Annotated in this window: 17 protein-coding genes; 15 read left to right on the top strand and 2 right to left on the bottom strand. The window is 68.8% G+C overall.

The genetic code is table 11. The features are described from left to right. Nucleotides 1-9: 9 nt before the first annotated feature. From AC3ANN_RS13795 to AC3ANN_RS13770, 6 genes are all read left to right on the top strand, one after another. The gene (locus AC3ANN_RS13795) at nt 10-1,176 is read left to right on the top strand and encodes a nucleotide sugar dehydrogenase (RefSeq protein WP_488337953.1); all 1,167 of its coding nucleotides are present in this window, start codon (nt 10-12) and stop codon (nt 1,174-1,176) included. A 73-nt stretch (nt 1,177-1,249) separates the two neighbouring features. Next, nucleotides 1,250-3,100 carry a DUF4012 domain-containing protein gene (locus AC3ANN_RS13790; RefSeq protein WP_488337952.1) on the top strand — a complete coding sequence of 617 codons (1,851 nt, stop codon included), beginning with the start codon at nt 1,250-1,252 and terminating at the stop codon, nt 3,098-3,100. A gap of 137 nt (nt 3,101-3,237) precedes the next feature. Next, nucleotides 3,238-4,680 carry a sugar transferase gene (locus tag AC3ANN_RS13785; RefSeq protein ID WP_488337951.1) on the top strand — a complete coding sequence of 481 codons (1,443 nt, stop codon included), beginning with the start codon at nt 3,238-3,240 and terminating at the stop codon, nt 4,678-4,680. Between the two features lie 142 nt (nt 4,681-4,822). After that, nucleotides 4,823-5,038, top strand: a complete 216-nt coding sequence (locus tag AC3ANN_RS13780) for an Rv0909 family putative TA system antitoxin (RefSeq protein WP_488337950.1) — start codon at nt 4,823-4,825, stop codon at nt 5,036-5,038. A 228-nt stretch (nt 5,039-5,266) separates the two neighbouring features. Then, nucleotides 5,267-5,905 carry an LPXTG cell wall anchor domain-containing protein gene (locus AC3ANN_RS13775; RefSeq protein ID WP_488337949.1) on the top strand — a complete coding sequence of 213 codons (639 nt, stop codon included), beginning with the start codon at nt 5,267-5,269 and terminating at the stop codon, nt 5,903-5,905. Next, nucleotides 5,902-7,671 carry a DUF4012 domain-containing protein gene (locus AC3ANN_RS13770; RefSeq protein ID WP_488337948.1) on the top strand — a complete coding sequence of 590 codons (1,770 nt, stop codon included), beginning with the start codon at nt 5,902-5,904 and terminating at the stop codon, nt 7,669-7,671. The genes AC3ANN_RS13775 and AC3ANN_RS13770 overlap by 4 nt, the downstream gene beginning before the upstream one ends. A 24-nt stretch (nt 7,672-7,695) precedes the next feature. Here AC3ANN_RS13770 and AC3ANN_RS13765 read toward each other — a convergent pair whose 3' ends face one another. Both AC3ANN_RS13765 and AC3ANN_RS13760 read right to left on the bottom strand, forming a co-directional pair. Continuing rightward, complete coding sequence (locus tag AC3ANN_RS13765) at nt 7,696-9,012, bottom strand: UDP-glucose dehydrogenase family protein (RefSeq protein WP_488337947.1); 1,317 nt, start codon at nt 9,010-9,012, stop codon at nt 7,696-7,698. 95 nt (nt 9,013-9,107) lie between these two features. Continuing rightward, the gene (locus tag AC3ANN_RS13760; protein WP_488337946.1) at nt 9,108-9,710 is read right to left on the bottom strand and encodes an acyltransferase; all 603 of its coding nucleotides are present in this window, start codon (nt 9,708-9,710) and stop codon (nt 9,108-9,110) included. Between the two features lie 102 nt (nt 9,711-9,812). Here AC3ANN_RS13760 and lhgO point away from each other — a divergent pair, with 102 nt between their 5' ends. The 9 genes from lhgO (at nt 9,813) to AC3ANN_RS13715 (ending at nt 24,338) form a co-directional block, all read left to right on the top strand. Further along, complete coding sequence (gene lhgO, locus AC3ANN_RS13755; RefSeq protein WP_488337945.1) at nt 9,813-10,973, top strand: L-2-hydroxyglutarate oxidase; 1,161 nt, start codon at nt 9,813-9,815, stop codon at nt 10,971-10,973. Between the two features lie 201 nt (nt 10,974-11,174). Next, nucleotides 11,175-16,820, top strand: coding sequence for a DUF4082 domain-containing protein (locus AC3ANN_RS13750; protein ID WP_488337944.1), 5,646 nt, complete (start codon nt 11,175-11,177; stop codon nt 16,818-16,820). Nucleotides 16,821-16,904: 84 nt separating this feature from the next. Next, nucleotides 16,905-17,969, top strand: coding sequence for a Gfo/Idh/MocA family protein (locus tag AC3ANN_RS13745; protein ID WP_488337943.1), 1,065 nt, complete (start codon nt 16,905-16,907; stop codon nt 17,967-17,969). Continuing rightward, nucleotides 17,966-18,961 (top strand): NAD-dependent epimerase/dehydratase family protein, encoded by a 996-nt coding sequence (locus AC3ANN_RS13740; RefSeq protein WP_488337942.1) that lies wholly within the window; start codon nt 17,966-17,968, stop codon nt 18,959-18,961. The genes AC3ANN_RS13745 and AC3ANN_RS13740 overlap by 4 nt, the downstream gene beginning before the upstream one ends. Continuing rightward, a complete protein-coding gene (locus tag AC3ANN_RS13735) occupies nt 18,958-20,103 on the top strand; it encodes a DegT/DnrJ/EryC1/StrS family aminotransferase (protein ID WP_488337941.1) in 1,146 nt (381 codons plus the stop codon). Before AC3ANN_RS13740 ends, AC3ANN_RS13735 begins: the two co-directional genes overlap by 4 nt. Then, nucleotides 20,100-20,723, top strand: a complete 624-nt coding sequence (locus AC3ANN_RS13730) for an acetyltransferase (RefSeq protein ID WP_488337940.1) — start codon at nt 20,100-20,102, stop codon at nt 20,721-20,723. The genes AC3ANN_RS13735 and AC3ANN_RS13730 overlap by 4 nt, the downstream gene beginning before the upstream one ends. Next, entirely contained in the window at nt 20,720-21,847 is a 1,128-nt protein-coding gene (locus AC3ANN_RS13725) for a DegT/DnrJ/EryC1/StrS family aminotransferase (protein WP_488337939.1), read from the top strand. Before AC3ANN_RS13730 ends, AC3ANN_RS13725 begins: the two co-directional genes overlap by 4 nt. After that, complete coding sequence (locus tag AC3ANN_RS13720; protein WP_488337938.1) at nt 21,844-23,121, top strand: glycosyltransferase family 4 protein; 1,278 nt, start codon at nt 21,844-21,846, stop codon at nt 23,119-23,121. The genes AC3ANN_RS13725 and AC3ANN_RS13720 overlap by 4 nt, the downstream gene beginning before the upstream one ends. Further along, on the top strand, nt 23,118-24,338 hold the full coding sequence (locus AC3ANN_RS13715) for a rhamnosyltransferase WsaF family glycosyltransferase (protein ID WP_488337937.1): 1,221 nt from the start codon (nt 23,118-23,120) through the stop codon (nt 24,336-24,338). The genes AC3ANN_RS13720 and AC3ANN_RS13715 overlap by 4 nt, the downstream gene beginning before the upstream one ends. Nucleotides 24,339-24,342 lie beyond the last annotated feature (4 nt).

Raw genomic sequence — 24,342 nt, 5'->3', positions numbered from 1 at the left:
CTTCTCGGCATGAAGATCGCCATCGTCGGCACGGGCTACGTCGGCCTTTCGAACGCCGTGCTCCTCGCCCAGAATCACCAGGTCGTCGCCGTCGACATCGATGCGCGCAAGGTCGAACTGCTGAACCGGCGTCTCTCGCCCATCGTTGATGCTGAGCTGGAGGAGTACCTCGCCACGCGAGAGCTCGATCTCACCGCTACTCTCGACGCCGCGTCGGCGTATCGCGACGCGGAGTTCGTCGTCGTCGCGACACCGACCAACTACGACGATGCGACCAACTTCTTCGACACATCGTCCGTCGAGTCCGTGATCGACGCCGTACTGAGCGTCAACCCGGACGCCGCGATCGTGATCAAGTCCACGGTCCCGGTGGGATTCACGGCCCGCATGATGGCCGAACACCCGGGCGCGACCATCGTGTTCTCGCCGGAGTTCCTGCGCGAAGGCCGGGCGCTGTACGACAACCTGCACCCGTCACGCATCGTCGTGGGGGGCCGCGGCCCGGCGGGGCGGCGGTTCTCCCAGCTCCTGCGTGAGGGAGCGCTCGACGAGGACGTGCCGGTGCTCCTGACCGACCCCACGGAGGCCGAGGCCATCAAGCTCTTCGCCAACACCTACCTCGCCTTGCGGGTCGCCTACTTCAACGAACTGGACAGCTACGCCGCCGTGCATGGGCTCGACACGCGGCACATCATCGAGGGCGTGGGACTCGATCCCCGTATCGGCATGCACTACAACAACCCGTCCTTCGGCTACGGGGGCTACTGCCTCCCGAAGGACACGAAGCAGCTGCTCGCGAACTACTCCGAAGTGCCGCAGAATCTCATCGCGGCGATCGTCGACGCCAATCGGACGCGCAAGGATTTCGTCGCTGCCGACATCCTCGCCCGCAATCCCGAGACGGTCGGCGTCTACCGCCTCGCCATGAAGTCGGGGTCCGACAACTTCCGGTCCTCGTCGATCCAAGGGATCATGAAGCGCGTCAAGGCCAAGGGGGTGAACGTCATCGTCTACGAGCCGGAGCTCGAGGAGAGCGACTTCTTCCACTCCGAAGTGGTCCGCGATCTCGACGACTTCAAGGCCCGCGCCGACGTCATCGTCACCAACCGCGCAACCGATGTGCTTGCCGACGTCGTCCACAAGGTCTACACCCGCGACATCTACGGCCGCGACTAAGGTTCACGTGGACTTGCCTCTCCCGAGCGCGTCTCTCGGCTCGATCCCAGGGCGGTCCGGGTACCATCCTGTGGTGCCCTCGAAGTCCTCCGCCGGCCGCTTCCGCCATGGTCGCGCCGGCAATCACGCCCCCGCGCCGCGGCGTCGGCGCCGCTGGCCGTGGGTTGTGCTCGGCGTCTTCGTCCTGTTGGGCGGGGTTGCCGCTGTCGGCGGTGTCTTCGGGCTCCAGGCGCTCGAGGTGCGCGACGACCTGATGGCCGCGAAGTCCCGGCTCGGCTCACTGACCGAGGCCTACAAGGCCGGGGACACCGCTCAGCTTCAGCAAGTCGGCACGGAAGTGCTCGCGCTGACGACGCGCGCGGACGCGACGGTGCAGGGGCCTCTCTGGGACGCGGCATCCGCGCTTCCCGTCGTCGGCGCCAACGTCGCAGCAGTGAAGAGCGCCACGGAGGCGACCCACATCATCGTCCGGGACGCCCTCCCTCAGGGCATCGAGCTACTGGGAATCATGTCGCCCGACAAGCTGAAGGTCGAAGGCGGCGGCATCAACCTCGCCCCGTTCCAGCAGGCTCAGCAGGCGCTTCCGCAGATCAAGGGCGTTCTCGCCCAGGCCGAGACCAAGATCGCCGAGATCGATCGGGCGGCGCTGCTTCCGGTGGTCGACGAGGCAGTGGGGCAGCTCATCGACGTCGTCGATCAGGCGGGGCCGCTCCTGGACACCGCGGAGCAGCTGTTGCCGGTCGCTCTCCGTATGGCGGGTTCGGAAGGGCCGCGGAACTACCTCGTCGTCTTCCAGAACAACGCCGAGATCCGGGCGACCGGCGGGAATGCCGCGACCTCCACCATCATCCACGCGGACCAGGGCAAGATCGAGAAGCTCGGGGGCGACGACGTCGAGGACTTCCACATCGCAGGGGTCAACGGCTGGCTCGACATCGACATGCCCAAGGACGTGGCTGCCCTCTACGAGAACGACTTCACGAGGAACGCTCAGAACTTCACGCGCACACCGGACTTCCCGACCACGGCGTGGATGTTGTCCGAGCTGTGGACGCAGACGAACGATTCGCAACTGGACGGTGTGATCTCGATCGACCCGGTCGCGCTGTCGTACATGCTCGCAGCCACCGGCCCGGTGGCACTCGAAGACGGCACCGAGATCAACGCCGACAACGCGGTCAAGCTGCTGTTGAGCGACGCCTACGAGCGCTTCGGAACCAATGGCCTCGCCGCCGACGCCTACTTCGGAGATGTCTCGGAACGCGTGTTCGACAAGATCGCGAGCGGTTCGTGGGATCCCAAGGCGATGATCGATCAGATCCTGCGATCCGTCGAGGAGCAGCGCATCTACGCCTGGTTCCCGCGCGAGGACGAGAATGCGATCGCCGCGCAGTTCAACGTCGACGGGGCGCTTCCGGCCGACAACGTCGAGCGGACTCAGATCGGGATCTATCTGAACAACGCGTCGTACAGCAAGCTCGAGTACTACCTCTCGACCTCGATGAACCTCACGTGCGACGCGGCTGCACGCACGGTGACGACATCGCTGACGATGAACTCCACGGTTCCCGGCAACGATCTCAGCGGCTACACGCTCGCGTGGCGGAACCCGTCCATGGACCTGCCCCGCACGACGATGATCCTCGATGTGCTCTCGGTCGCCCCGCCTGGGTCGACGATCACGGCGATCGATCCCGCTGATGGCGACATCGCGCGGTGGAACCGCGACGGCGTCGAGAAGGGGCATCCGCTCGCCAGCCGCACGATGCTGCTGGCGATGGGCGAGACCAAGACCGTCTCGTTCACGGCGGCCATGCCCGAAGGGCCCCTCGGACCCCTCGAGGTGCGGCATTCGCCGACGGTGACGACGACTCCGGTCACCATCGACGCGTCGTGCGGCGCCCTCTTCCCCGCCGCGGAATGAGCGTCGCGCGGCATTTCACACCGACTGAATGATGCGGATCTGTGTGTCCGGTTGCTTTGATGGACCATAGAAGGGGAGTCGACTTCGATCTCCCCGCCCCGTACGCGTCCGCACAGACCGGCTCACATCCCCCCAGCATGACCGAAACCACCAGGCACACCCGCGACGTGGATTGGCCACGCCGGTACGCGAGTCGACTGTTCTTCTCGGATGCGGCGGTCGTCGCCTTCACGTTGACGCTCTATGGCCTGCTGGCACTCGACCTTCTCACAGAGCCCTTGTCGTGGCCGTCCGGGCCGGCGATCCCGTATTGGGCGTTCCTGTTGGCACTGGGCATCGTCTGGCTGCTCGGACTCGATGCGATCGACACGCGGGACCGGCACATCGTCGGCCACGGCATCACCGAGTATCGCCGCATCGTCAACGCCACCCTGATGGTGTTCGCGATGCTCATCGCCGTCGCGTTCTTCCTGCGCATCGATATCGCGCGATCGTTGTTCGTCATCGCTCTCCCGGTCGGCCTGGTGGGCCTGCTCTTCTCGCGGTGGCTGTGGCGGCAATGGCTGCGCGCGCGCCAGCGTGATGAGAAGTACGTGTACCGCGCCATCGTGGTGGGCGAGCGCTCGAAGATCGCCCACATCACCGATCAGATCCACGGAGCCATCGGCTCGGGGTTCGTCATCGTCGCGGCCCTCGCGCCAGGGGATCGGCACCCCATAGCCGGGGTGCCCGTGCTGGGCGATTTCAGCGACGCAGGTGAGGTCGTCGACCAGATGGGCGCAGACACCGTGATCGTCGCCGGGTCGGATCACCTCGATCCGGTCGCCATGCGCCGGCTCGGGTGGGAGATGGCGGATCGTGACGTGAACTGGGTGGTCGCGCCCGCGCTCACCGACGTCGCGGGGCCGCGTATTCACGCGCGCCCCGTCGCGGGGCTCCCGCTCGTGCACGTCGACTTCCCGACACTCGACGGGTACGCGCGCGTGGCGAAGCGGACGTTCGACATCATCGGGTCGTCGCTCATCATCCTGCTGCTCTCGCCCGTGATGGTCGCCACCGCGATCGCTATCCGCGCGGATGGGCCCGGCCCGATCCTTTACCAGCAGACACGGATCGGTCGCGGGGGGCGCGAGTTCGGAATGCTCAAGTTCCGGTCCATGGTCGCGAACGCCGACGATCAGCTCGCGAGCCTCCTGGACGTGCAGGGGACCACCGACAAGCCGCTGTTCAAGGTCACCGATGATCCGCGGATCACCAAGGTCGGGCGCGTCATCCGCAAGTACTCCATCGACGAGCTTCCCCAGCTGTTCAATGTGTTCCTCGGCGAGATGAGCCTCGTCGGGCCCCGACCGCAGCGCGCCGCGGAGGTCGCCCTGTACGACGACGACGCTCACCGGCGCCTTCTGGTCAAGCCCGGGATGAGCGGCCTGTGGCAGGTGAGCGGGCGGTCCAAGCTGTCGTGGGAGGACGCGATCCGCCTCGACCTCTACTACGTCGAGAACTGGTCGTTCACGCAGGACATCCAGATCCTCTTCCGCACCGTCCGGGCCGTCCTCGCCCCGGGCGAGACCGCGCACTGACGGAAACTCGCTGAACCGCCGGCCCCGTCTCCGACACGTCGGGCGTTCCCGCCTCCTGTTCCCGCCGGGACTGTTGCCCGCGGCATCCGTCACGACAGAATGTCCCCGTGCGCCCCAGCGGGGGGACCGAGAAGGAGCAGACATGGGAATCGACGACCTCGTCAACCAGGGCAAGGAGTTCCTGGACCAGAACAAGGACAAGATCGACGACGTGATCAAGTCCGACCAGGCGGAGGATGTCAGCGACAAGGTGCTGGACGCCGCTGCGGACTTCGTGAAGAAGGTCGCCCCCGACAGCATCGACCAGCACGTCGACGGCGTGCGCGAGAACATCGACAAGAGCATCGGCAACGAATAGGCACGCCACAGCGCTGCGACGGCCCGGGGTGGAAGCCCGGGCCGTTTCGTTTCGAGGGCGTTGCGACGGCTCGGCTGTCGCGCTAGAACATCACCGCCGCCTGCGCTACTCTGTGGAGGAACTGCATGTGGGATGCAGTCTGTCCGCTGTGGAGCGGACATCACACTGGGGATTATCGATCGTTCGTCTTCGGACGTTGGTCGTGCGCCGCCACTGGGGAGGCTCGAAATGTTGTACCGTACTCTGTCTGGCATCGGTCTTGCCGCGATGCTGGCTCTCGGAGCGTCCACCGCGGCGTACGCGGTCGACGACTACCCGCCGCCGCCGCCGAGCACCGCGACGCTTGCGGGCTCATCGGTCGTGGCCGACTGCGAACAGGACGTGCCGTGGGTCCGGTTCCACATCGTCCTGAACGACCCGGACGGGCAGGTGACCTCGCACGAGGCAACGCTCGTGCTCTCCGGCGGAGGCGAGTCCACCGAGATCGCGCTGGGTACGCTCGTCGACGGTGAACTGTCCGGCCGTGTCCTCTGGCCGGGTGCGTCCGTGGACGGCGACGGCAACGCGACAGGATGGCCCGGCTGGGCGTTCGAGAACGGCCAGTGGGTCGAGACCAGCGGGAACTACGCGTGGACGCGCGGGTCGATCTCGGCGGTCATCCGAGTCAACCCGGATCTCTCGGTGCCGCTCGCGTACCCGCCGGCGACGGCGGCGTGCGCCGACCCGGTCGAGGCCGCAGGCGTGGGAGCGGCGACGCTTCCGGCTACCGGCAGCACCGTGCCGGTGGCCATCGCGGGTGTGGGTGCGGCCCTCCTGGCCGTCGGTGGCGTGGCGATCGTTCTCCGCCGGCGTCGCACGGTGCGATGACGGTCGCGCGTCGACCTCTTCCCTGGCGTCGTACGGCGATCCTCGTCGCCGCAGCGGTCCTCGTTGCGCTGCTGGCGGCTGCGGCATGGGTCGGTGTCCGGGGACTCATGGCGAAGGACGAGCTCGAATCTGCACAGGATCTCGCGGCCTCTCTCCAGCAGTCCGCGGTCGAGCTCGACTTCGCCGACCAAGAGCAGATCGCGGAGCTCGCCCAGCACGCACGGCGGGCAGCCGAGCTGACGACCGACCCGATCTGGCGCGCAGCCGAGGCGATCCCGTACGCCGGCGCGAACCTCGCGGCTGTGCGCGTGGTCTCGACAGGAATGGACCAGATCGTCACGGAGGCGCTGGAACCACTGATGTCGGCGGCGCGCATCGTCTCGACGGGCGGGCGAACGCCAGACGGAGCAATCGATGTCGACGCCTTGAGCCGTTTGCAGGGGTCGATCTCGCAGGCGGCAGCCGTCTTGGACGACAGCGCTGAGCGCCTCGAGGATATCGACCACAGCGCGATGGTCGAACCCGTCCGCGAGGGGGTGGACCAGTTCTCCGACGTGCTCGCTCAGGTGCGGCCTGCGGTCGCCGCTCTCGACGATGTCGCCTCGCTGCTGCCGCCCCTGCTCGGCGCCGACGGCCCGCGCACGATCCTCGTCGCGCTGCAGAACAATGCGGAACTGCGCACCGGGGGCGGGATCACCGGGTCGTTCGTGGAACTGAGTGCAGAAGGCGGTCGTGTCGCGATCCGCGCGCAGGCCGACTCATCGCATTTCGCGGCCAGGGAGACCGGCATCCTGCCCGTTCCCGAAGCGACGGCCGCGCTCTACGGCGATCGCGTCGGCAGGTTCGTCCAGAACGCGTCGATGACGGCAGATTTCGGACTGACCGCCGATCTGGTGTCGGAATGGTGGCGGTCGCTGACAGGCCGTTCTCCCGATGTCGTGGTCGCCGTCGACCCCGTCGTGCTGCAGGCGGTGCTCCGGGTCACGGGGCCGATCCAGGCGGCCGGGCAGGAGCTCACGGCGGACGACCTCGTTCCCCGTCTTCTGATAGACCCCTATCTGGCTCTCGACTCCGAGGACCAGACAGCGCTGTTCCGAGACACTGCCGCGGCGGTCTTCGCGCGGGTCATGTCCACCGACGTCGAGCTCATGGCCTTGGCGGCCGCGCTCGTCGAGCCGGTAGAGCAGGGGCGGGTATCGATGTGGAGCGCCCACGAGGATGAGCAGGAGGTGATCGCGCGCACCTTGCTCGCCGGCCCGGCGGCGCGCCAGGCTCACGCGGGAGACGACGCGTTCGCGGTCTACTTGAACGACGCGACCGCCGGAAAGATGGACAACTTCCTCGATGTCGGGATCGGATGGGGCGTTGCCGAGTGCCGCGCGGATGGCCATCGCGACGTCATCGTGTCGGTCACGCTGACGAGCATGGTGTCGCCGGAGACCGCCGCCGACCTGCCCGCCACCATAACGGGCGGCGGGTGGTACGGCGCCCGCGCCGGCGATATCGCGACGAACGTCTCGGTGTCGGCGCCGGCGGGCTCGTTCTTCGGCGGAGTCACCATGGGGGGCTCGCCGATCGCCGCGGCAGAAGCGTCGGACGCGGGCTTCCCGGTGGCCTCGACACGCGTCGACATCGCCCCCGGCGCGTCCGCCACTGTGGAGTTCCGCTTCGTCTCCGCGGCTCCGGGCGCCGTGGCCCCCGTCATCCTCCACACCCCGATGCTCAACGCGCCCGAGATCGCCGAAGCGCCGATCTCCTGTTCCTGAGGGCGCGCGTGGCCGATGGGCCCGTCAGCGCCGGCCCAGTCCGCGATAGGTCCAGCCGGCCGCGCGCCACCGCGCCGGGTCGTAGCAGTTGCGCGCATCGACCACGTTCGGGGAGGCCACGAGCGGCAGGACGGCCGTGGGATCGAGGTAGCGGTACTCGTCCCACTCCGTCACGAGCACGATGACCTCCGCACCGGCCACGGTGTCCTCGAGGGACTCCCGGTAATCGAGTTGCGGATGCCTCGCCCGCGCGTTCTCGATGGCGGCGGGGTCGGTGACGCGCACGTCGGCGCCAAGACCTTTCAGGCGTACGGCGACGTCGAGGGCCGGTGAGTCGCGGACGTCATCGGAGTGCGGCTTGAAGGCCAGGCCCAGCACGGCGACGACTCTTCCCACGGGATGACCGCCGAGTGCGTCGACCACGTGATCGACGACCTTCTGCCGGCGCCGCAGATTGATCGCGTCGACCTCCTTGAGGAAGGCGACCGAATCGGCGCGGCCCAGTTCCTCGGCGCGCGCGGTGAAGGCGCGGATGTCTTTGGGCAGACAGCCGCCTCCGAAGCCGACTCCGGCGCCCAGGAACCGCCTGCCGATGCGGTCGTCGTGGCCGATCGCGTCGGCGAGCTGCACGACATCGGCACCGGTGACCTCGGCGATCTCGGCCATCGCGTTGATGAACGAGATCTTCGTGGCGAGGAAGGCGTTCGCGGCCACCTTCACGAGCTCAGCAGTGGCGAAATCCGTGGTGATCACCGGCGTGTCCATCGCGATCACCGAGGCGTAGGCGGTGTGCAGCGCCGACTCGGCGACCGCGGCGTCGTCGGGTTCCGGCGGCAGACCGAACACGAGGCGATCGGGAGTCAACGAGTCCTTCACAGCCCACCCCTCACGCAGGAACTCAGGGTTCCACGCGAGGATCGCGCCGGTGCCGGCCGCCGCGATCGTGCGTGCCAAGCGCGCGGCGGTGCCGACGGGCACCGTCGATTTGCCCACGATCACGTCGGCGGGTCTCGTGTGGGGCAGCACGGCGGCGATCGCTGCATCGACGAACCTCAGGTCCGCGGCGGTGCCGCCGTGGACCTGTGGCGTGCCGACCGCAAGGAAATGCACGCTGCTGCCCGCGGCATCCGTCATGTCGGTCGAGAAGCGCAGTCGACCTGAGGCGACGTGTCTCTCAAGCAGCTCCGGCAGCCCCGGCTCGAAGAACGGCGCCTCACCGCGCGTCAGCGCCGCGATCTTGTCCGCGTCGACATCGATGCCGATGACGTCGTGGCCCAGTTCGGCCATCGCCGCTGCGTGCACGGCCCCCAGATAACCGCAGCCGATCACAGAGACCCGCATGCTTGCTCCCCCTTGCTCGTGCCGGCTCCCCGAGGCCGGCGCAGACTCATCGAGTCCGCGCTCATCGTACTGGTGCCGGGGGCGTGGCCCGCGCGTCAAGCCGTCTCGAGGAGCAGGGCGCCGTCGGTCTCGACGTAGCGCTCGCCGGACTCGGGGCACACCCAGACACCGTCGCCCTCGTGGGTGAGCGGTCTGCCGACCCGTCCCACCCAGCCGACCCGACGGGCGGGAACGCCCACGACGAGCGCATACGGCGGGACATCCTTGGTCACAACGGCGCCGGCGGCGACGAGCGCCCATTCGCCGATCGTGACAGGCGCGACGCAGACCGCCCGCGCGCCGATCGATGCGCCACGTCCGACGGTGACCCCGACGGCGTGCCAGTCGTCGGCGCCCTTCGGCGTGCCATCAGGATTGGCCGCGCGCGGGAACTCGTCGTTCGTGAGCACGGCGGCCGGTCCGATGAAGACGCCGTCGCCGAGCCTGGCGGGCTCGTACACCAGCGCGTAGTTCTGGACCTTGCACGCATCGCCGAGCACGACATCGGGACCGATGTAAGCGCCGCGGCCGATATTGCAGTCTGCGCCGAGCCGCGCTCCCTCGCGCACTTGCGCGAGGTGCCACACACGCGTGCGGGCTCCGAGCTCAGCGGACTCGGCGACGTCTGCGCTGGGCTGGACGGCGGGGGCGTCGGACATGGGTGGCCTCCTCGAGGTTTCGAAGAACGGGCGAGCGGCGCCGCGGGGTCGTGTCTCTATGATGACTGCGGGAGGTCGCGGGACGTGACTCAGTATGGCGTTGTGGGGGCCGGCATCGTGGGACTCGCCGTCGCGCGGGCTCTCGCGCAGCGCGGCGACGGCGTGGTCGTGTTCGACAAGGAGGACCGTGTCGCGGCCCACCAGACCGGGCACAACTCGGGTGTCGTCCACGCCGGGATCTACTACGCGCCAGGCTCTCTCAAGGCGCGGCTGTGCGCGCGCGGTCGCATCGCCATCCGCGAATTCTGCCTCGAGCACGGTCTGCCGTATCGCGAGCTCGGAAAGCTCGTCGTCGCGGTCGAGGAGTCCGAACGGCCGGCGCTCGCAGCCCTCGAGGAACGCGCCACCGCGAACGGCGTTCCCGGGCTCACGCGGATCGACGCCGGCCGCATCCGCGAGATCGAGCCGGCCGCGACCGGTGTCGGCGCTCTCCACTCGCCGCATACCGCGGTCGTGGACTACATCGCGATCGCGGAGGCGATGGCCGACGACATACGGGATGCCGGGGGCGACGTGCTGCTGAACGCCGAGGTGACAGGCATCCGTCGCGAGCCGGGCGGCGTGATCGTCGAGACCGCCGCGGGGGAGCGGAGGGTGGATCGGCTCGTCGTCTGCGCCGGCCTGCAGTCCGACGTCGTCGCGGCGATGATCGGAGCCGACGCATCCCCGCGGATTCTGCCGTTCCGTGGGGAGTACTGGGAGCTCGACCCTGCTCGCGCGGACCTCGTGAGGGGCATGATCTATCCCGTTCCCGACCCGCGGTTCCCGTTTCTGGGCGTGCACTTCACGCGAGGCTTCGACGATCACGTACACGTGGGGCCCAATGCCGTCCCCGCCCTCGCGCGTGAGGGCTACCGATGGCGCGACGTGTCGGTCCGCGACACCTGGGGCTCGCTCACGTGGCCGGGCGCGTGGCCGCTCGCGCGGAAGCACTGGCGCATGGGCGTCTCCGAGACGTGGGGATCGCTGTCGAAGTCGGCGTACTACCGCCGCGCGCGACGCTTCGTGCCGGAGCTGGAGCTGCGGGACCTCACACGCAAGACGGCCGCCGGAGTCAGGGCCCAGGCATGGGGCCGGGACGGGTCCCTGCTCGATGACTTCGCGGTCGACACGGTGGACTCGGTGACGGTGCTGCGCAACGCACCGTCGCCCGCGGCCACGTCGTCGATCGCCATCGCCGAGCACCTTCTCGAGCGGCTCTGACGCGATCGCGCATGCCGGCGGGATCCCGGCTTGCGTATTCCTGAGGAACTCGGCTTCCCTTCTGCGGTCCGGCGTCGCTAGACTCGGGGGCGGGGATCACTGCGTCCTGCGTCGTGGGGAATCGATGCGAGGCGCAGCTCCGGCCGTGGAGGGGTTCACGGCCGACGCTGACCCGCTGCATGCGGCGGGAATTGGGGAATCATGACGAACGTCATCTGGGGAACGCGCGAACCGTCGCGCCGTGCCGTGCGCTGGGCGGCACTGGTCGCGATCGCTGCGCTCATCATCACCGCCTTCATCGCCTTCGACGCGCCGGTGCGGGCTGCCGCCGCGAGCCCGTGCGGACCAGACGTCAACGCGATCGCGTGCGAGAACCAGAAGCCGGGAACATCGCCGGACGAGTGGGACATCGACGGGGCCGGCGATCCGTCCATCCAGGGCTTCGCGACCGACATCTCGGTGAACGCCGGCCAGAAGATCGACTTCAAGATCGACACGGATGCCTCGGCGTACAGCATCCGCATCTACCGCACCGGCTGGTATCAGGGCCTCGGTGCGCGCTACATCACGACGGTGAACCCCTCGGTGCCGCTGCCCCAAGACCAGCCCGAGTGCCGCGACGACGAGGTGACCGAGCTCTACGACTGCGGAACGTGGGACGTCTCGGCGTCGTGGAACGTACCGGCCGACGCCGTCTCGGGCGTCTACATCGCGCGACTCATCCGCGAGGACGACGGCGGCGACAGCCACATCATCTTCATCGTCCGTAACGACGGAAACAGTTCGGACGTGCTCTTCCAGACCTCCGACCCCACGTGGCACGCGTACAACACGTATGGAGGCTCGGACTTCTATCAGGGGGCGGCCAACGGACGCGCCTACAAGGTCAGCTACAACCGCCCCTTCGCCACGCGCCAGGGCGTCGAGAAGCGCGATTTCTACTTCAGCTCCGAGTACGCCACGGTGCGCTTCCTCGAACGCAACGGCTACGACGTGAGTTATATCGCGGGCGTCGACACCGACCGCCGAGGACATGAGCTGCTGAACCACAGGGTGTTCATGTCGGTAGGCCACGACGAGTACTGGTCGGGCGCGCAGCGGGCGAACATCGAGGCCGCGCGCGACGCCGGCGTGAACCTGCAGTTCCTCACCGGCAACGAGGGGTATTGGCGCACACGCTACGAGCCCTCGACCGAGGGCTCGAGCACGCCCTATCGCACCCTGGTGTCGTACAAGGAGACGTGGGGCAACGCCGCCAACCGTGGCGGTGCGAAGATCGACACGTCCAGCCCGGAGTGGACGGGGACGTGGCGCGATCCGCGGTTCGCGGATGCGTCGCAAGGCGGCCATTCGCCCGAGAACGCTCTCACCGGGACGATGTACATGGTCAACAACGTGTACCTGCCGGTGACGGTCAACTCCGAAGAGGGCAAGACCCGGCTGTGGCGTCATACGCCGCTCGACTCGCTTTCCAGCGGAACGTCGGTCGAACTCGCCGACCAGACGGTCGGCTACGAGTCCAATGAGGACATCGACAACGGCTTCCGCCCCGAAGGCCTGATCCGGCTCTCCACCACGGTGGGGCCCACGCCCGAGTACCTCACCGACTACGGCAACGTCGTCGTGCCGGGCACGACCGAGCACCACGTCACGCTGTACCGGGCGGCCAGCGGTGCGCTGGTGTTCTCGGCGGGCAGCGTGCAGTGGAGCTGGGGGCTCGACAGCGAGCACGACGGCGTGCAGGTGCCCGCGGACCCGCGCATGCAGCAGGCGCAGGTGAACCTGCTCGCCGACATGGGCGCGCAGCCGCAGACGCTCATGAGCGGGCTGGACAGGGCATCCGCCAGCAGCGATAGCACCCCGCCCAGCACGACCATCACGTCGCCGGCCGCCGGCGCCGAGGTCGCGCACGGCACGAACGTGACGGTGACCGGGACCGCTTCGGACTCTGGCGGCCGCGTGGCGGGCGTCGAGGTGTCCACCGACGGCGGCGAGTCGTGGCATCCGGCCACCGGCACGACGAACTGGAGCTACACCTACGTACAGCAGGGCAGCGGTGCACAGAAGATCCTCGCGCGTGCCATCGACGACTCGGCGAACTTCGCTCGCGCGGGGGTCAGCCGTGACATCACGGTCACGGGGCCATACTCGGTCTTCGGCAACGAGACTCCCGAGATCGCCTCGGCGAACGATTCCGGGTCGGTCGAGCTCGGCCTGAGGTTCACGTCCGAGGCCGACGGGTTCATCCTGGGCGTCCGCTTCTACAAGGGTCCCGCCAACACCGGCACGCACACCGGCACGCTGTGGGGTCCCGACGGCGCGCGCCTGGCGACGGTCAATTTCGCCGACGAGACAGGCTCGGGCTGGCAGACGGCCCTCTTCACGTCTCCGGTCCAGGTGCTCGCGGGCACGCAGTACACGGTGTCGTACACCGCACCGCAGGGCGGTTACGCCATGACCAGTGCTTACTGGCCGTACCTCTCGCGGACCACGTCGCCCCTCGTCGTCTCGGACGCGGTCGGAGCCGACGCCGCCGGCGTGTTCGGGAACGCGGGGACGCGACCGACGGAGACGTGGCAGGAGTCCAACTACTACGTCGATGTCGTCTTCGACAAGTCGGACACCTCGCCGCTGCGCATCGCGTCGCGCTCGCCGCAGGCCGACTCCTCGAGCGTCCCGCTCGACGCGCCGGTCACGTTCTCGTTCACACGTGACGCCGATCCCGCGACGGTGGGCGTCGTCATCGAAGATGCTGCGGGTACCGACGTCGCGGGAACCCTGTCCTACGACGCCGCGACCCGGACCGCCCGGTTCGCACCGTCGTCCCCGTGGACCGCGTCCACCACCTACACCGTCACCCCGTCCGGCACCGACACCGCAGGTGTGGGTCTCGCGGCGGATTCCGCGTGGAAGTTCACGACGCAGGCCACGGACCTGCCCGAAGGCACGTGCCCGTGCTCGCTGTTCCCCGAGAGCTCGCGCCCGACGATCGACGCGGACGTCGATGACGACCTGGTGACTCTCGGCGTGCGGTTCACCGTGGACGCACCCGGGACCGTCACCGCGCTGAAGTTCTTCAAGGGCGACCGCAACGTCGGGCCGCGGACGGTGAACCTGTGGCGTGCGGACGGCTCGCCTCTCGCGAGCAAGGCCGTCACGACGGAGTCGTCGCACGGCTGGCAGACCATCGTGCTCGATCAGCCCATCCAGGTGGTGCCGGGCGAGACCTACGTGGCGTCGTATCTGGCACCCCAAGGCGCCTACTCGGTCACGCTGGGCCAATTCGGTGCAGCGGGCTACGGCCGAGGCCCGCTGTCGGTGCCTGCGAACGGCGGTGCCTTCACGTACGCGAACGGCTTCCCGAACCAGTCGTCGACGACGAACTACTTCGTGGATGTGGTCTTCGAGCGCTCGGGCGGCGCAACTCCGGCCCCTGTCGCGACGTCGCTGAGCCCGGCCGCCGGCGCGTCCGACGTCGCCCCGGGCTCGACGATCTCGGCGACTTTCAGTGAGCCGATCGTCAACGGGTACACGGGGACGGTGACGGTGCGCGACTCCGCGGTGGACGGTTCGTGGGTCCTCACGTCGGACGGCAAGACTGTGCGGTTCACTCCGGCTGCGCCGTTGCCCTCGGGGGCCACCGTGAGCGTGTCCATCACGGGCATCGTGGGTACGAACGGTGTGGCGGGTCAGCCCGTCTCGTGGGCCTTCTCGGTCCTCCCCGACGGCCAGCAGGCGGTGACGACGATCTTCGGCAATGCGACCCCGCAGGTCGCCGCCGAGACGACCGACACGGCGTCGGTGGAGCTCGGCCTGGCGTTCACCAGCGCCGTGGCCGGTGAGGTCCGCGCCATCCGGTTCTACAAGGGACCCGGCAACACAGGCACCCACACGGGCTCGCTGTGGGATGCGAACGGCGAGCGCATCGCACAGGTCCAGTTCGAGAACGAGACCACGTCCGGATGGCAGCGCGCACTGCTGTCGACGCCGGTCGCCATCGTGCCGGGCGAGGTCTACACGGTGTCGTACCTGGCACCGCGGGGCAACTACTCGTACACCAGCGCGGCGCTCGCGTCGCCCGTGACGAGCGGCCCGCTGACCACGGAGGCGCCGGCGAACGGCCGGTACCGCTACGGCAGCGGGGGCGTCATGCCGATCGAGACCTGGAACTCGACGAACTACTTCGTCGACGTCGAGTTCGTCACGCAGCAGAGCGGTGAGGGTGCTCCGCCCGAGGTGGGCACTGTGACGCCCGCGCGAGGAGCCACGAACGTCGACGTCGGGACCTCGGTGTCGGCCCGCGTCGAGCGGGCTCCTTCGGACGCGACCGTCGGGCTGACGGTCACCGGTCCGGCGGGGACCGTCGCAGGCTCATCGTCGTTCGATCGGTCGACCGGCCTGGCCGCCTTCCAGCCGGCTTCGTCGCTCGAGCACTACACGACGTACACCGCCACCGTGACCCTCGACGGGGCACCGCTGGACTCGTGGACGTTCCGCACCGAGCGCACGCCGGTGATCGGCACCGTCGAAACGCTGTTCGGCTCGGAAGTGCCGACGATCGCGATGTCGGTCGACAACGAGCCGGTCGAGGTCGGGACGGCCTTCACCGTGTCCGATCCGGGAACGGTGACGGCGATCCGCTTCTACAAGGGCACGGCCAACACCGGCGAGCACCGGGGAACGCTGTGGTCCTCGAGCGGCGAGGTGATGGGCCGTGCGATCTTCACCGGCGAGACCGCATCCGGATGGCAGCGCGTCGAACTCGAAGACCCGGTGGAGGTGCAGCCGGGGGAGACCTACATCGTGTCGTACCTCGCCCCGAACGGCCGGTTCGCGATCGCGGAGAACTACTTCGCCACGCCGAAGGTGAGCGGACGCATCACGGCGCCGTCGGGAGCGAACGGCCGGTTCCTCTACGGAGCCGGGGGCGGCTTCCCGACGAGCAGCTACAGCTCGTCCGCGTACTACGTCGACGCGGAGGTCGTGTTCCCGGAAGCCTCCACGCCGGGGGCGACTCCCGCTCCGACTCCGACTCCGACTCCGACTCCGACTCCGACGCCGACTCCGACGCCGACACCGACGCCCACCGCCGTGGCGGTGGAGTCGACCGGGCCGGCGGCCGGCGCCGGCGACGTCGTGCCGACGACCATCGTCTCGGCGACGCTCGCCACGGATGAGCCGGACGCGGCGGTCACGCTCAGCGGACCGACGGGCCCGATCGCCGGCGCGGTCGCCTACGACGCCGCGACGCGGACCGTCGCATTCACCCCCCACGAACCGCTGGCCTGGTCGTCGAGCTACAGCGCCGTCGTGACGGTGCCCGGGAAGCAGGTCACCGGCGGCGAATGGACGTTCACGACCGGAACCGAGCCGCCGGTCGTCGACGCCGTCTCGATCCTGGGCGATGCGCTTCCGCAGAACGGCGCGTGGGACGATCCCGACGCGATCCAGGTGGCAACCCGCTTCTCCGTGAACGTCGAGGGACAGGCGACGGCCATCCGCTTCTACAAGGGCAGCGCGAACACCGGTGAGCACACGGGATACCTGTGGCGCGACTACGGCGCGAAGCTCGCGGAGGTCGCCTTCGTCGACGAGACGGAGGACGGTTGGCAGACGGCGCACTTCTCCACGCCGGTCCTTCTCGAGCCGGGCCACGAGTACCGCGTCGGTCTCTTCAGCTCGACCGGGCGATACGCCGTCGACATCAACGGGTTCCAGAACGGGCTCAGCTCCGGTCCGTTCACGGTCCCGGCCGAGGGAAGCGCATACGCGTACTCGCGGGAGTATCCGGTGCGGTGGTCGTCTCACAACTACTGGGTCGACGTCCTGTTCACACCCGCCGGCTGAACCGCACGTCTGCGCTCGTGACGCGGGCAACCTATAGCATCTCAACCGCATGCTCAAAATCGACGTTCACGTAATGGGGGAATCGTGACTGAAAGACTTCGCATCGCCGTGATCGGGGCCGGCTACTGGGGCCCGAACCTCGCGCGGAACTTCCGGGCCAGTCCGGACTGGGAGCTCGCTGCGATCTGCGACCTCGACATCGAGCGCGCGCAGCGGGTCGCCGACGGAGTGGGCGGCGTCGCTGTCACACCCGACCTCGACGAGGTGCTGACTGACTCGACGATCGACGCCGTGGCGGTCGCCACGCCCGCGCGGACCCACCACCCGATCGTGATGGCGGCGTTGCGGGCGGGCAAGCACGTGATCGTCGAGAAGCCCCTCGCGGACTCGCGCGATCGCGGCGCCGAGATGGTACGCGAGGCGCGGGAGCGCGGCCTCACCCTGATGGCCGACCACACGTACTGCTACACGCCGGCCGTGCTGAAGATCCGCGAGCTCATCGACGACGGCTTCCTCGGCGACATCCTCTTCGTCGACAGCGTCCGCATCAACCTCGGCCTGATCCAGCCCGACGTCGACGTCTTCTGGGACCTCGCTCCCCACGACCTGTCCATCATGGACTTCATCCTTCCCGGCGGCCTCGACGTCGAGAGCGTCTCGGCCCACGGCGCCGACCCGTTGCGGACGGGGAAGTCCTGTGTCGGCTATCTCGCGATGCCGCTCGCGGGCGGCGCGATGGCGCATGTCCACGTGAACTGGCTGAGCCCTACCAAGATCCGTCAGATGGTCATCGGCGGCACGCGCCGCACGCTGGTGTGGGACGACCTGAACCCGCAGCAGCGCGTCAGCGTGTACGACCGTGGCGTCGACCTCGAAACGCAGTCGCTCGAGACGGCCGACACACGCGCCGCGACGATCTCCTACCGACTGGGCGACACGTGGGCGCCGGCGCTGCCCGAGCGCGAGGCCCTCGCCAATGTCGCGAGCGAATTCGCGGACTCGATCCGTGAGGGCCGACCAGCACGGACCAGCGGAGAGTCGGGACTGCGCGTACTCTCCGTGCTCGAGGCATCCGCCGTCAGTCTGCAGCACGCCGGCGCCCCGCAATCTACAGCTTCCCTTCAACTCAGTGAGGACCTCGTCGTATGAGTCAGCTCCAGGACGCCCGTGTGCTCGTCACCGGCGGCGCCGGCACGATCGGCTCCACGCTCGTAGACCAGTTGCTCGATGCGGGGGTCTCCCACATCGACGTGCTCGACAACCTCGTGCGCGGTCGGCGCGCGAATCTGGACGACGCGCTCGCGAGCGGTCGTGTCGAGCTCGTCGACGGTGACATCCGCGACGCGGCGCTCGTCGACGACCTGACCGCCGGCAAGGACCTCGTGTTCCATCAGGCCGCCATCCGCATCACTCAATGCGCCGAAGAGCCGAGGCTGGCGCTCGAGGTGCTCGTGGACGGCACTTTCAACGTCGTGGAGGCAGCAGCCAAGCACCGCGTCAAGAAGCTCGTGGCGGCCTCGAGTGCGTCGGTCTATGGAATGGCCGAGGAGTTCCCGACCAGCGAGCGTCACCACCACGAGAACAACGACACGCTCTACGGCGCCGCAAAGACGTTCAATGAAGGGCTCATCCGCAGCTTCCGTGCGATGCAGGGGCTGGATTACGTGCTGCTGCGCTACTTCAACGTGTACGGCCCCCGCATGGACGTCCACGGCCTCTACACCGAGGTGCTCGTGCGCTGGATGGAGCGCATCGCCGACGGCAAGCCGCCTCTCATCTTCGGTGACGGCCGGCAGACGATGGACTTCGTGTGCGTGCCCGACATCGCTCGCGCGAACGTCCTCGCCGCCGAGAGCGACGTCGTCGAGGGCACGTACAACATCGCCAGCGGCACCGAGACGAGCCTGCTCGAGCTCGCGGAGGCGCTGCTGCGAGTGATGGGCTCGGATCTCGGCGTAGAGCACGGACCGGAGCGCGCCGTCAACGGCGTCGCCCGACGGCTTGCCGACACGTCCGCCGCCAAGCGCGACCTCGGGTTCGAGGCGACGATCGGCCTCGAGGAGGGCCTGCGTCAGCTTGTCGACTGGTGGCGCCCGCTGCGCGACGAGATCGCGGCCGGCCGCACGGTGGCGGTGTCATGAGCGAGCGCATCAACGTCATGGTCCCCTGGCTCGGCCAGGAGGAGGCGGATGCCGTGGCTGAAGCCATCGCGAGCGGATGGGTCGCGCAGGGGCCCCGGGTGGCGCGCTTCGAGGAGGAGTTCGCCAAGGCGATGCAGGCGCGCTACGCCGTTGCCACGAGCAGCTGCACGACGGCGCTTCATCTCGCACTGATCGTGGCCGGCATCAAGCCGGGCGACGACGTCGTGGTTCCGTCCTTCTCGTTCATCGCCACGACGAACGCCGTGCGCTACGTCGGCGCGAACCCGGTCTTCGCCGACGTCGATCCGGTCACGGGCAACGTCACCGGCCACACCGTCGCCGACGCGCTCACGCCGCAGACTCGTGCCGTGATCGCCGTCGACCAGGGCGGTGTGCCCGTCGACATCGACGACATCCGGTCGTTCACGGATCAGCTGAACATCGTGGTGATCGAGGATGCCGCGTGCGGCGCGGGCTCGACGTACAAGGGCCGGCCGGTCGGCGCCGGCGCCGAGATCGCCACGTGGTCGTTCCACCCGCGCAAGCTCCTCACCACCGGCGAGGGAGGGATGCTCACCACCTCGAACCCCGAATGGGCAGACCGCGCCCGACAGCTGCGCGAGCACGCCATGAGCGTCTCGGCCGCGGATCGGCACGAGTCGGTGCTGCCGCCCGCCGAGGAGTACACCGAGGTCGGATTCAACTTCCGCATGACGGACCTGCAGGCCGCCGTCGGTCTCGTGCAGCTTGGGCGCCTGCCCGCGATCGTGGCTCGCCGCCGCGAGATCGCCGCACGGTACCAGGACGCGGTCGCCATGATCCCGGGCCTGCGGGCCGTGGCCGACCCTGAGGACGGGACCGGCAACTTCCAGTCCTTCTGGGTGGAGGTCGGCGAGGACTATCCCACTGATCGTGACGGACTGCTCGAGGCGCTCGCGAACGCCGACATCTCGGCGCGACGCGGCATCATGGCCGCGCATCGACAGGCACCGTACCGCCATCTCACGCCGGGTCAGGGTCTGCCCGCCACCGAGCACCTCAACGACACCACCCTCATCCTGCCGGTCTTCCACGCGCTGAGCGATCAGGATCAGGACCGGGTCATCGACGTGCTGCGCACCTGCGGGGGTGCAGTGGCGTGACCGGCGTACTGCTTGTGGGGGCGAGCGGATTGGCCCGCGAAGTGCTCGCAGCCGGCATGACCGGCGTCGTCGGCATCCTCGACGACGATGTGGAACTGCACGGCACCGAGGTGGGCGGCGTACCGGTTGTCGGCGCGCTCGAGGACGCCGCCGTGCGCACCGATCAGCTGCTTGTGTGCGTGGGCCCGAGCGTATCCCGGCAGAGGATCGTGCGCCGCTTGCAGACGCTGGGAGTGACCGACGATCGCTACGCGATGTTCGTCGCCCGGTCCGCTCGGGTCGGCGCGTCGAGCACGGTCGGGCCCGGCAGCATCCTGCTCGACGGCACGGTGGTCACATCCGACGCACGGATCGGACAGCACGTCGTTGTCATGCCGAACTCGACGATCACGCACGACGGCGTTCTGGAGGACTTCGCAACGCTCGCCTCGGGTGTCGCTCTCGGAGGCGGCGTACGTGTCGGTGAGGCTGTGTACATCGGCATGAACGCATCGGTGCGTCAGGGGATTTCGATCGGCGCACAGGCTACGGTCGGGATGGGAGCGGTGGTGCTGCGGGACGTGCCACCGGACGAGACGTGGGCCGGCGTGCCGGCGCGTCGATTGGGGGGAAGAACGTGAGCGAGAAGGTTCCCTTTCTCGACCTGGCCGCGCAGTCGGCCGAGATCGCCGATGAGGTGCTGCCGGTGTGGCAGGAGCAGCTGTCCGGAGCCGGCTTCATCGGCGGTGCGGAGGTGACTGCGTTCGAGCGCGAGTTCGCCGAGTACATCGGTGTGGAGCATGTCGTCGGTGTGTCCAACGGCACCGACGCGCTCGAACTGGCCTACCGCGCCGTCGGCGTTCGGCCCGGCGACGAGGTCATCATGCCGGCGAACACCTTCGTCGCGACAGCCGAAGCGGCATCCCGCATCGGTGCGCGTCCGGTCTTCGTCGACGTCGACGATGAGCACCTGCTGATGGATCCGGACGCCGTCGAGTCGGCCGTCACCGACCGCACTCGCGTGATCGCTCCCGTGCACCTCTTCGGCCAGACCGCGCCGATGGAGCGACTGCTGCCGATCGCGGAGCGGCACGGCCTCGCGATCGTCGAAGACGCAGCGCAGTCGCAGGGAGCGTCATCGCTCACCGGTCGTGCGGGCGCCATTGGGCGCGTGGGCGCCACGAGCTTCTATCCCGGGAAGAATCTCGGCGCGGCAGGCGACGCCGGCGCCGTCATGACCGACGACGCCGACATCGCGGCGTTCGTCCGCAATATGGCGGCCCACGGCAGCTCCGTGAAGTACGTCCATGACCGTATCGGCATGAACGCGCGCCTGGATGCCCTGCAGGCGCCGGTTCTCCGCGCCAAACTGCGTCGACTGGAACGCTGGAACGATCAGCGTCGCGCGGCGGCCGCGCGGTACGAGCAGCTCCTCGCCGACGTCGACGGGGTGCGCCTGCCACAGGTGCGTCCGGGGAACACCGACGTGTGGCACCTCTACGTCGTCCGCGTGGACGACCGCGAGCGGATCGCTGCGCACCTGGCGGACCAGGGGGTGGCAACAGGCATCCACTATCCGACTCCCGTGCATCTCACCGAGGCGTATTCGCATCTCGGGATTCCGCGCGGCGCGTTCCCCGTCGCGGAGAATGCCGCCGAAGAGATTCTGTCGCTGCCGATGTTCCCTCACCTCTCGGAGACCCAGCAGGTGCGCGTCGCAGAGGTGCTTCGCAGTGCGGTGCCGGCGAGGTCGGTGTCGCTGTGACGACACGGAATGTGCTCGTCCAGCTCGACAGTCTCGAGCTGGGCGGCGCACAGATCAACGCAGTGCAGCTCTCGGCGGCCGCACGATCGCGGGGATGGGAGAGCACGCTCATCGGACCGCGAGACTCGCTTCCGCCGTCCGGATCTTCGCTGCTGGACGTCGCAGCCGAGTACGGCGTGACGGTCGAGCCCTACGATCGCCCCGCCCATATCGGCCGTCACGCACGCGAACTGGAGGCCTGGGCGCGCCGCGTCGATGCCGAGGTCGTGCACTGCTTCAGCACGTCCGAGCGCGCCGCGTACTGGGGGCCCGGGCGGTTGGGGCGTCGTGCACTGGTTCGCACGATCTACGAGATGACGTTCGATCCCCGCACGCATCCGCGTGTTCCCGTGGTGATCGGCACCGGGTACCTGCGCGATGAGTTGGAGGGTCGCCCCGGAGGCGTGACGCTGATCAGCCCGCCGGTCGACCTGGAGAAGGACTCGCCGACCGCGGTCGACGCCGCTCGCTTCCGGTCGGAGTGGGGCGTCGGACCCGACGACGTCCTGCTCGTGATCGTCGGTCGGCTGGCCGAGGAGATGAAGGCGCGAGGCGTCGAGGACACCATCGCCGCGGTCGCGGGGCTCGAGGATCCGGTCGTGCGCCTCCTCGTCGTCGGCACGGGAGACGCGCACGCGCGGCTGGCTTCGCTGGCCGACGACGTCAACCGAGGCCTCGGGCGCGACGCCGTCCGGTTCACGGGGGCGATGGCCGACCCCCGGCCTGCATATGCGGCGGCGGACATCGTGCTCGGGATGGGGAGCTCGGCTGCGCGAGGGCTCGCGTTCGGCAAGCCTCTCGTGGTGCTCGGCGAGCACGGCTGGAGCGAGGCGTTCACCGAGGCGAGCTCCTCCGCTCTGTTCCGGAACAGCTTCTGGAGTCCCGAAGACGTGGCCGACGGCACCGAGCGCCTGCGGGCGACGCTTGCCGGGATGATCGCCGATCCGGCGCTGCGCGCCCTGCGCGGTGCGTTCGGCGCCAGGTTCGCGGCGGACAACTTCGGACTGGCCGCGATGGCGGAACGACTCACCGATCTCTACGACCGGGTGGCGCAGGATGCGTCGCGCGCGGCGTGGCTGCGAGACCTCCCGTTCGAAGCGGGGATGCTGCGGGCGAAGATCGAGCGCGCGATCGAGCGTCGAACTGCGGGACGATTCCGGCCGTCCCGAGCCGTACGCCGTCTCGAATGGTCCCCGTCTGCCGTCCGCGACATGAGCGCCCAGGGCGTCCGGTGAGCGCCGTCGCGAAGGCGCTCGCCGTGCTGCGGCACGAGGGGCCGCGGGCTGTCGTCCGCCGCGCGGTGCGGACCCTCGGCCACCGGCTGGACGTGGGAAGTCTCGACGAGCCGCTGCTGGACAGCGACATCGCCGACTCCACTCGCCTCGAGCTGAGTCTTCCGACGCAGCGGCCCGAACGCGGCAGGCCGCTCGACGTGGGGTGGATCACGGTACCCCCGCGGGCGGGCTCCGGCGGCCACACGACGCTCTTCCGCATGGTGGAGGCGGTCGAGGCGGCAGGCCACCGCTGCCACCTGTTCCTCTACGACCGTTATGGCGGGGATGTCTCCGCTCAGACCGAGGTCATCCGCTCGTGGTGGCCGAACCTGCGCGCCCAGGTGCACGATGCGCGCGACGGCATCTCGGGTGTCGATGCGATCGTCGCCTCGGGCTGGGAGACGGCGCATGTCGCCGCCCGGCGCGCGGCATCGCCGATGCGCTACCTGTACTTCATCCAGGATTACGAGCCGTTCTTCTATCCGCGCGGGTCGGAGTACTCTCTCGCCGAGGACAGCTACCGCTTCGGCTTCCGAAACATCGCGCTCGGTGACATGGTGGGCGACCTGCTCAGATCCGAAGCGGGCGTACCTGCCGACGTCACGGAGTTCGGCTGCGACACCGCCGTCTATCGACCGCTCGACGGGAGTCGGCGCACCGGGGTCGTCCTCTACGCCCGGCCGGACGTGCCGCGGCGCGGGTTCTGGCTCGCAAAGCTCGCCCTCCAGGAGTTCCACCGCCGGCACCCCGATGTCGACATCCATGTGTACGGATCGGTGGTGCGCGACCTCGGATTCCCCGCCACCCAGCACGGCCGGCTGACGCCCGCAGAGCTCAACGCGCTCTACAACCGCTGCATCGCGGGGATCGCGATGTCGTTCACGAACATCTCGCTGGTGGCGGAGGAGATGCTCGCGGCGGGGACCATCCCCGTCGTGAACGACTCGCCGCACTCCCGCGCTGATCTGATCAACGACAACGTTGCGTGGGCCCCGCCCACACCGGGCGGCATCGCCACCGCCATCAGCGACGTGATCTCTCGCGCCGATCCTTCCGTCCCCGCGCGCGCGGCGGCATCCGTGCGTTCTTTCGCGTGGACGAAGGCCCAGGCGGACATCGTCCGGATCATCGAGGATGAGGTGTACGGACCCGGCTCGGATGGCGCGGCGGCGGAGTGAACGC

It is taken from the genome of Microbacterium sp. STRO-2N (assembly GCF_057747775.1).
Note: the sequence above shows the minus strand (reverse complement) of the source record. Positions and strands in the feature narration are given on the sequence as shown.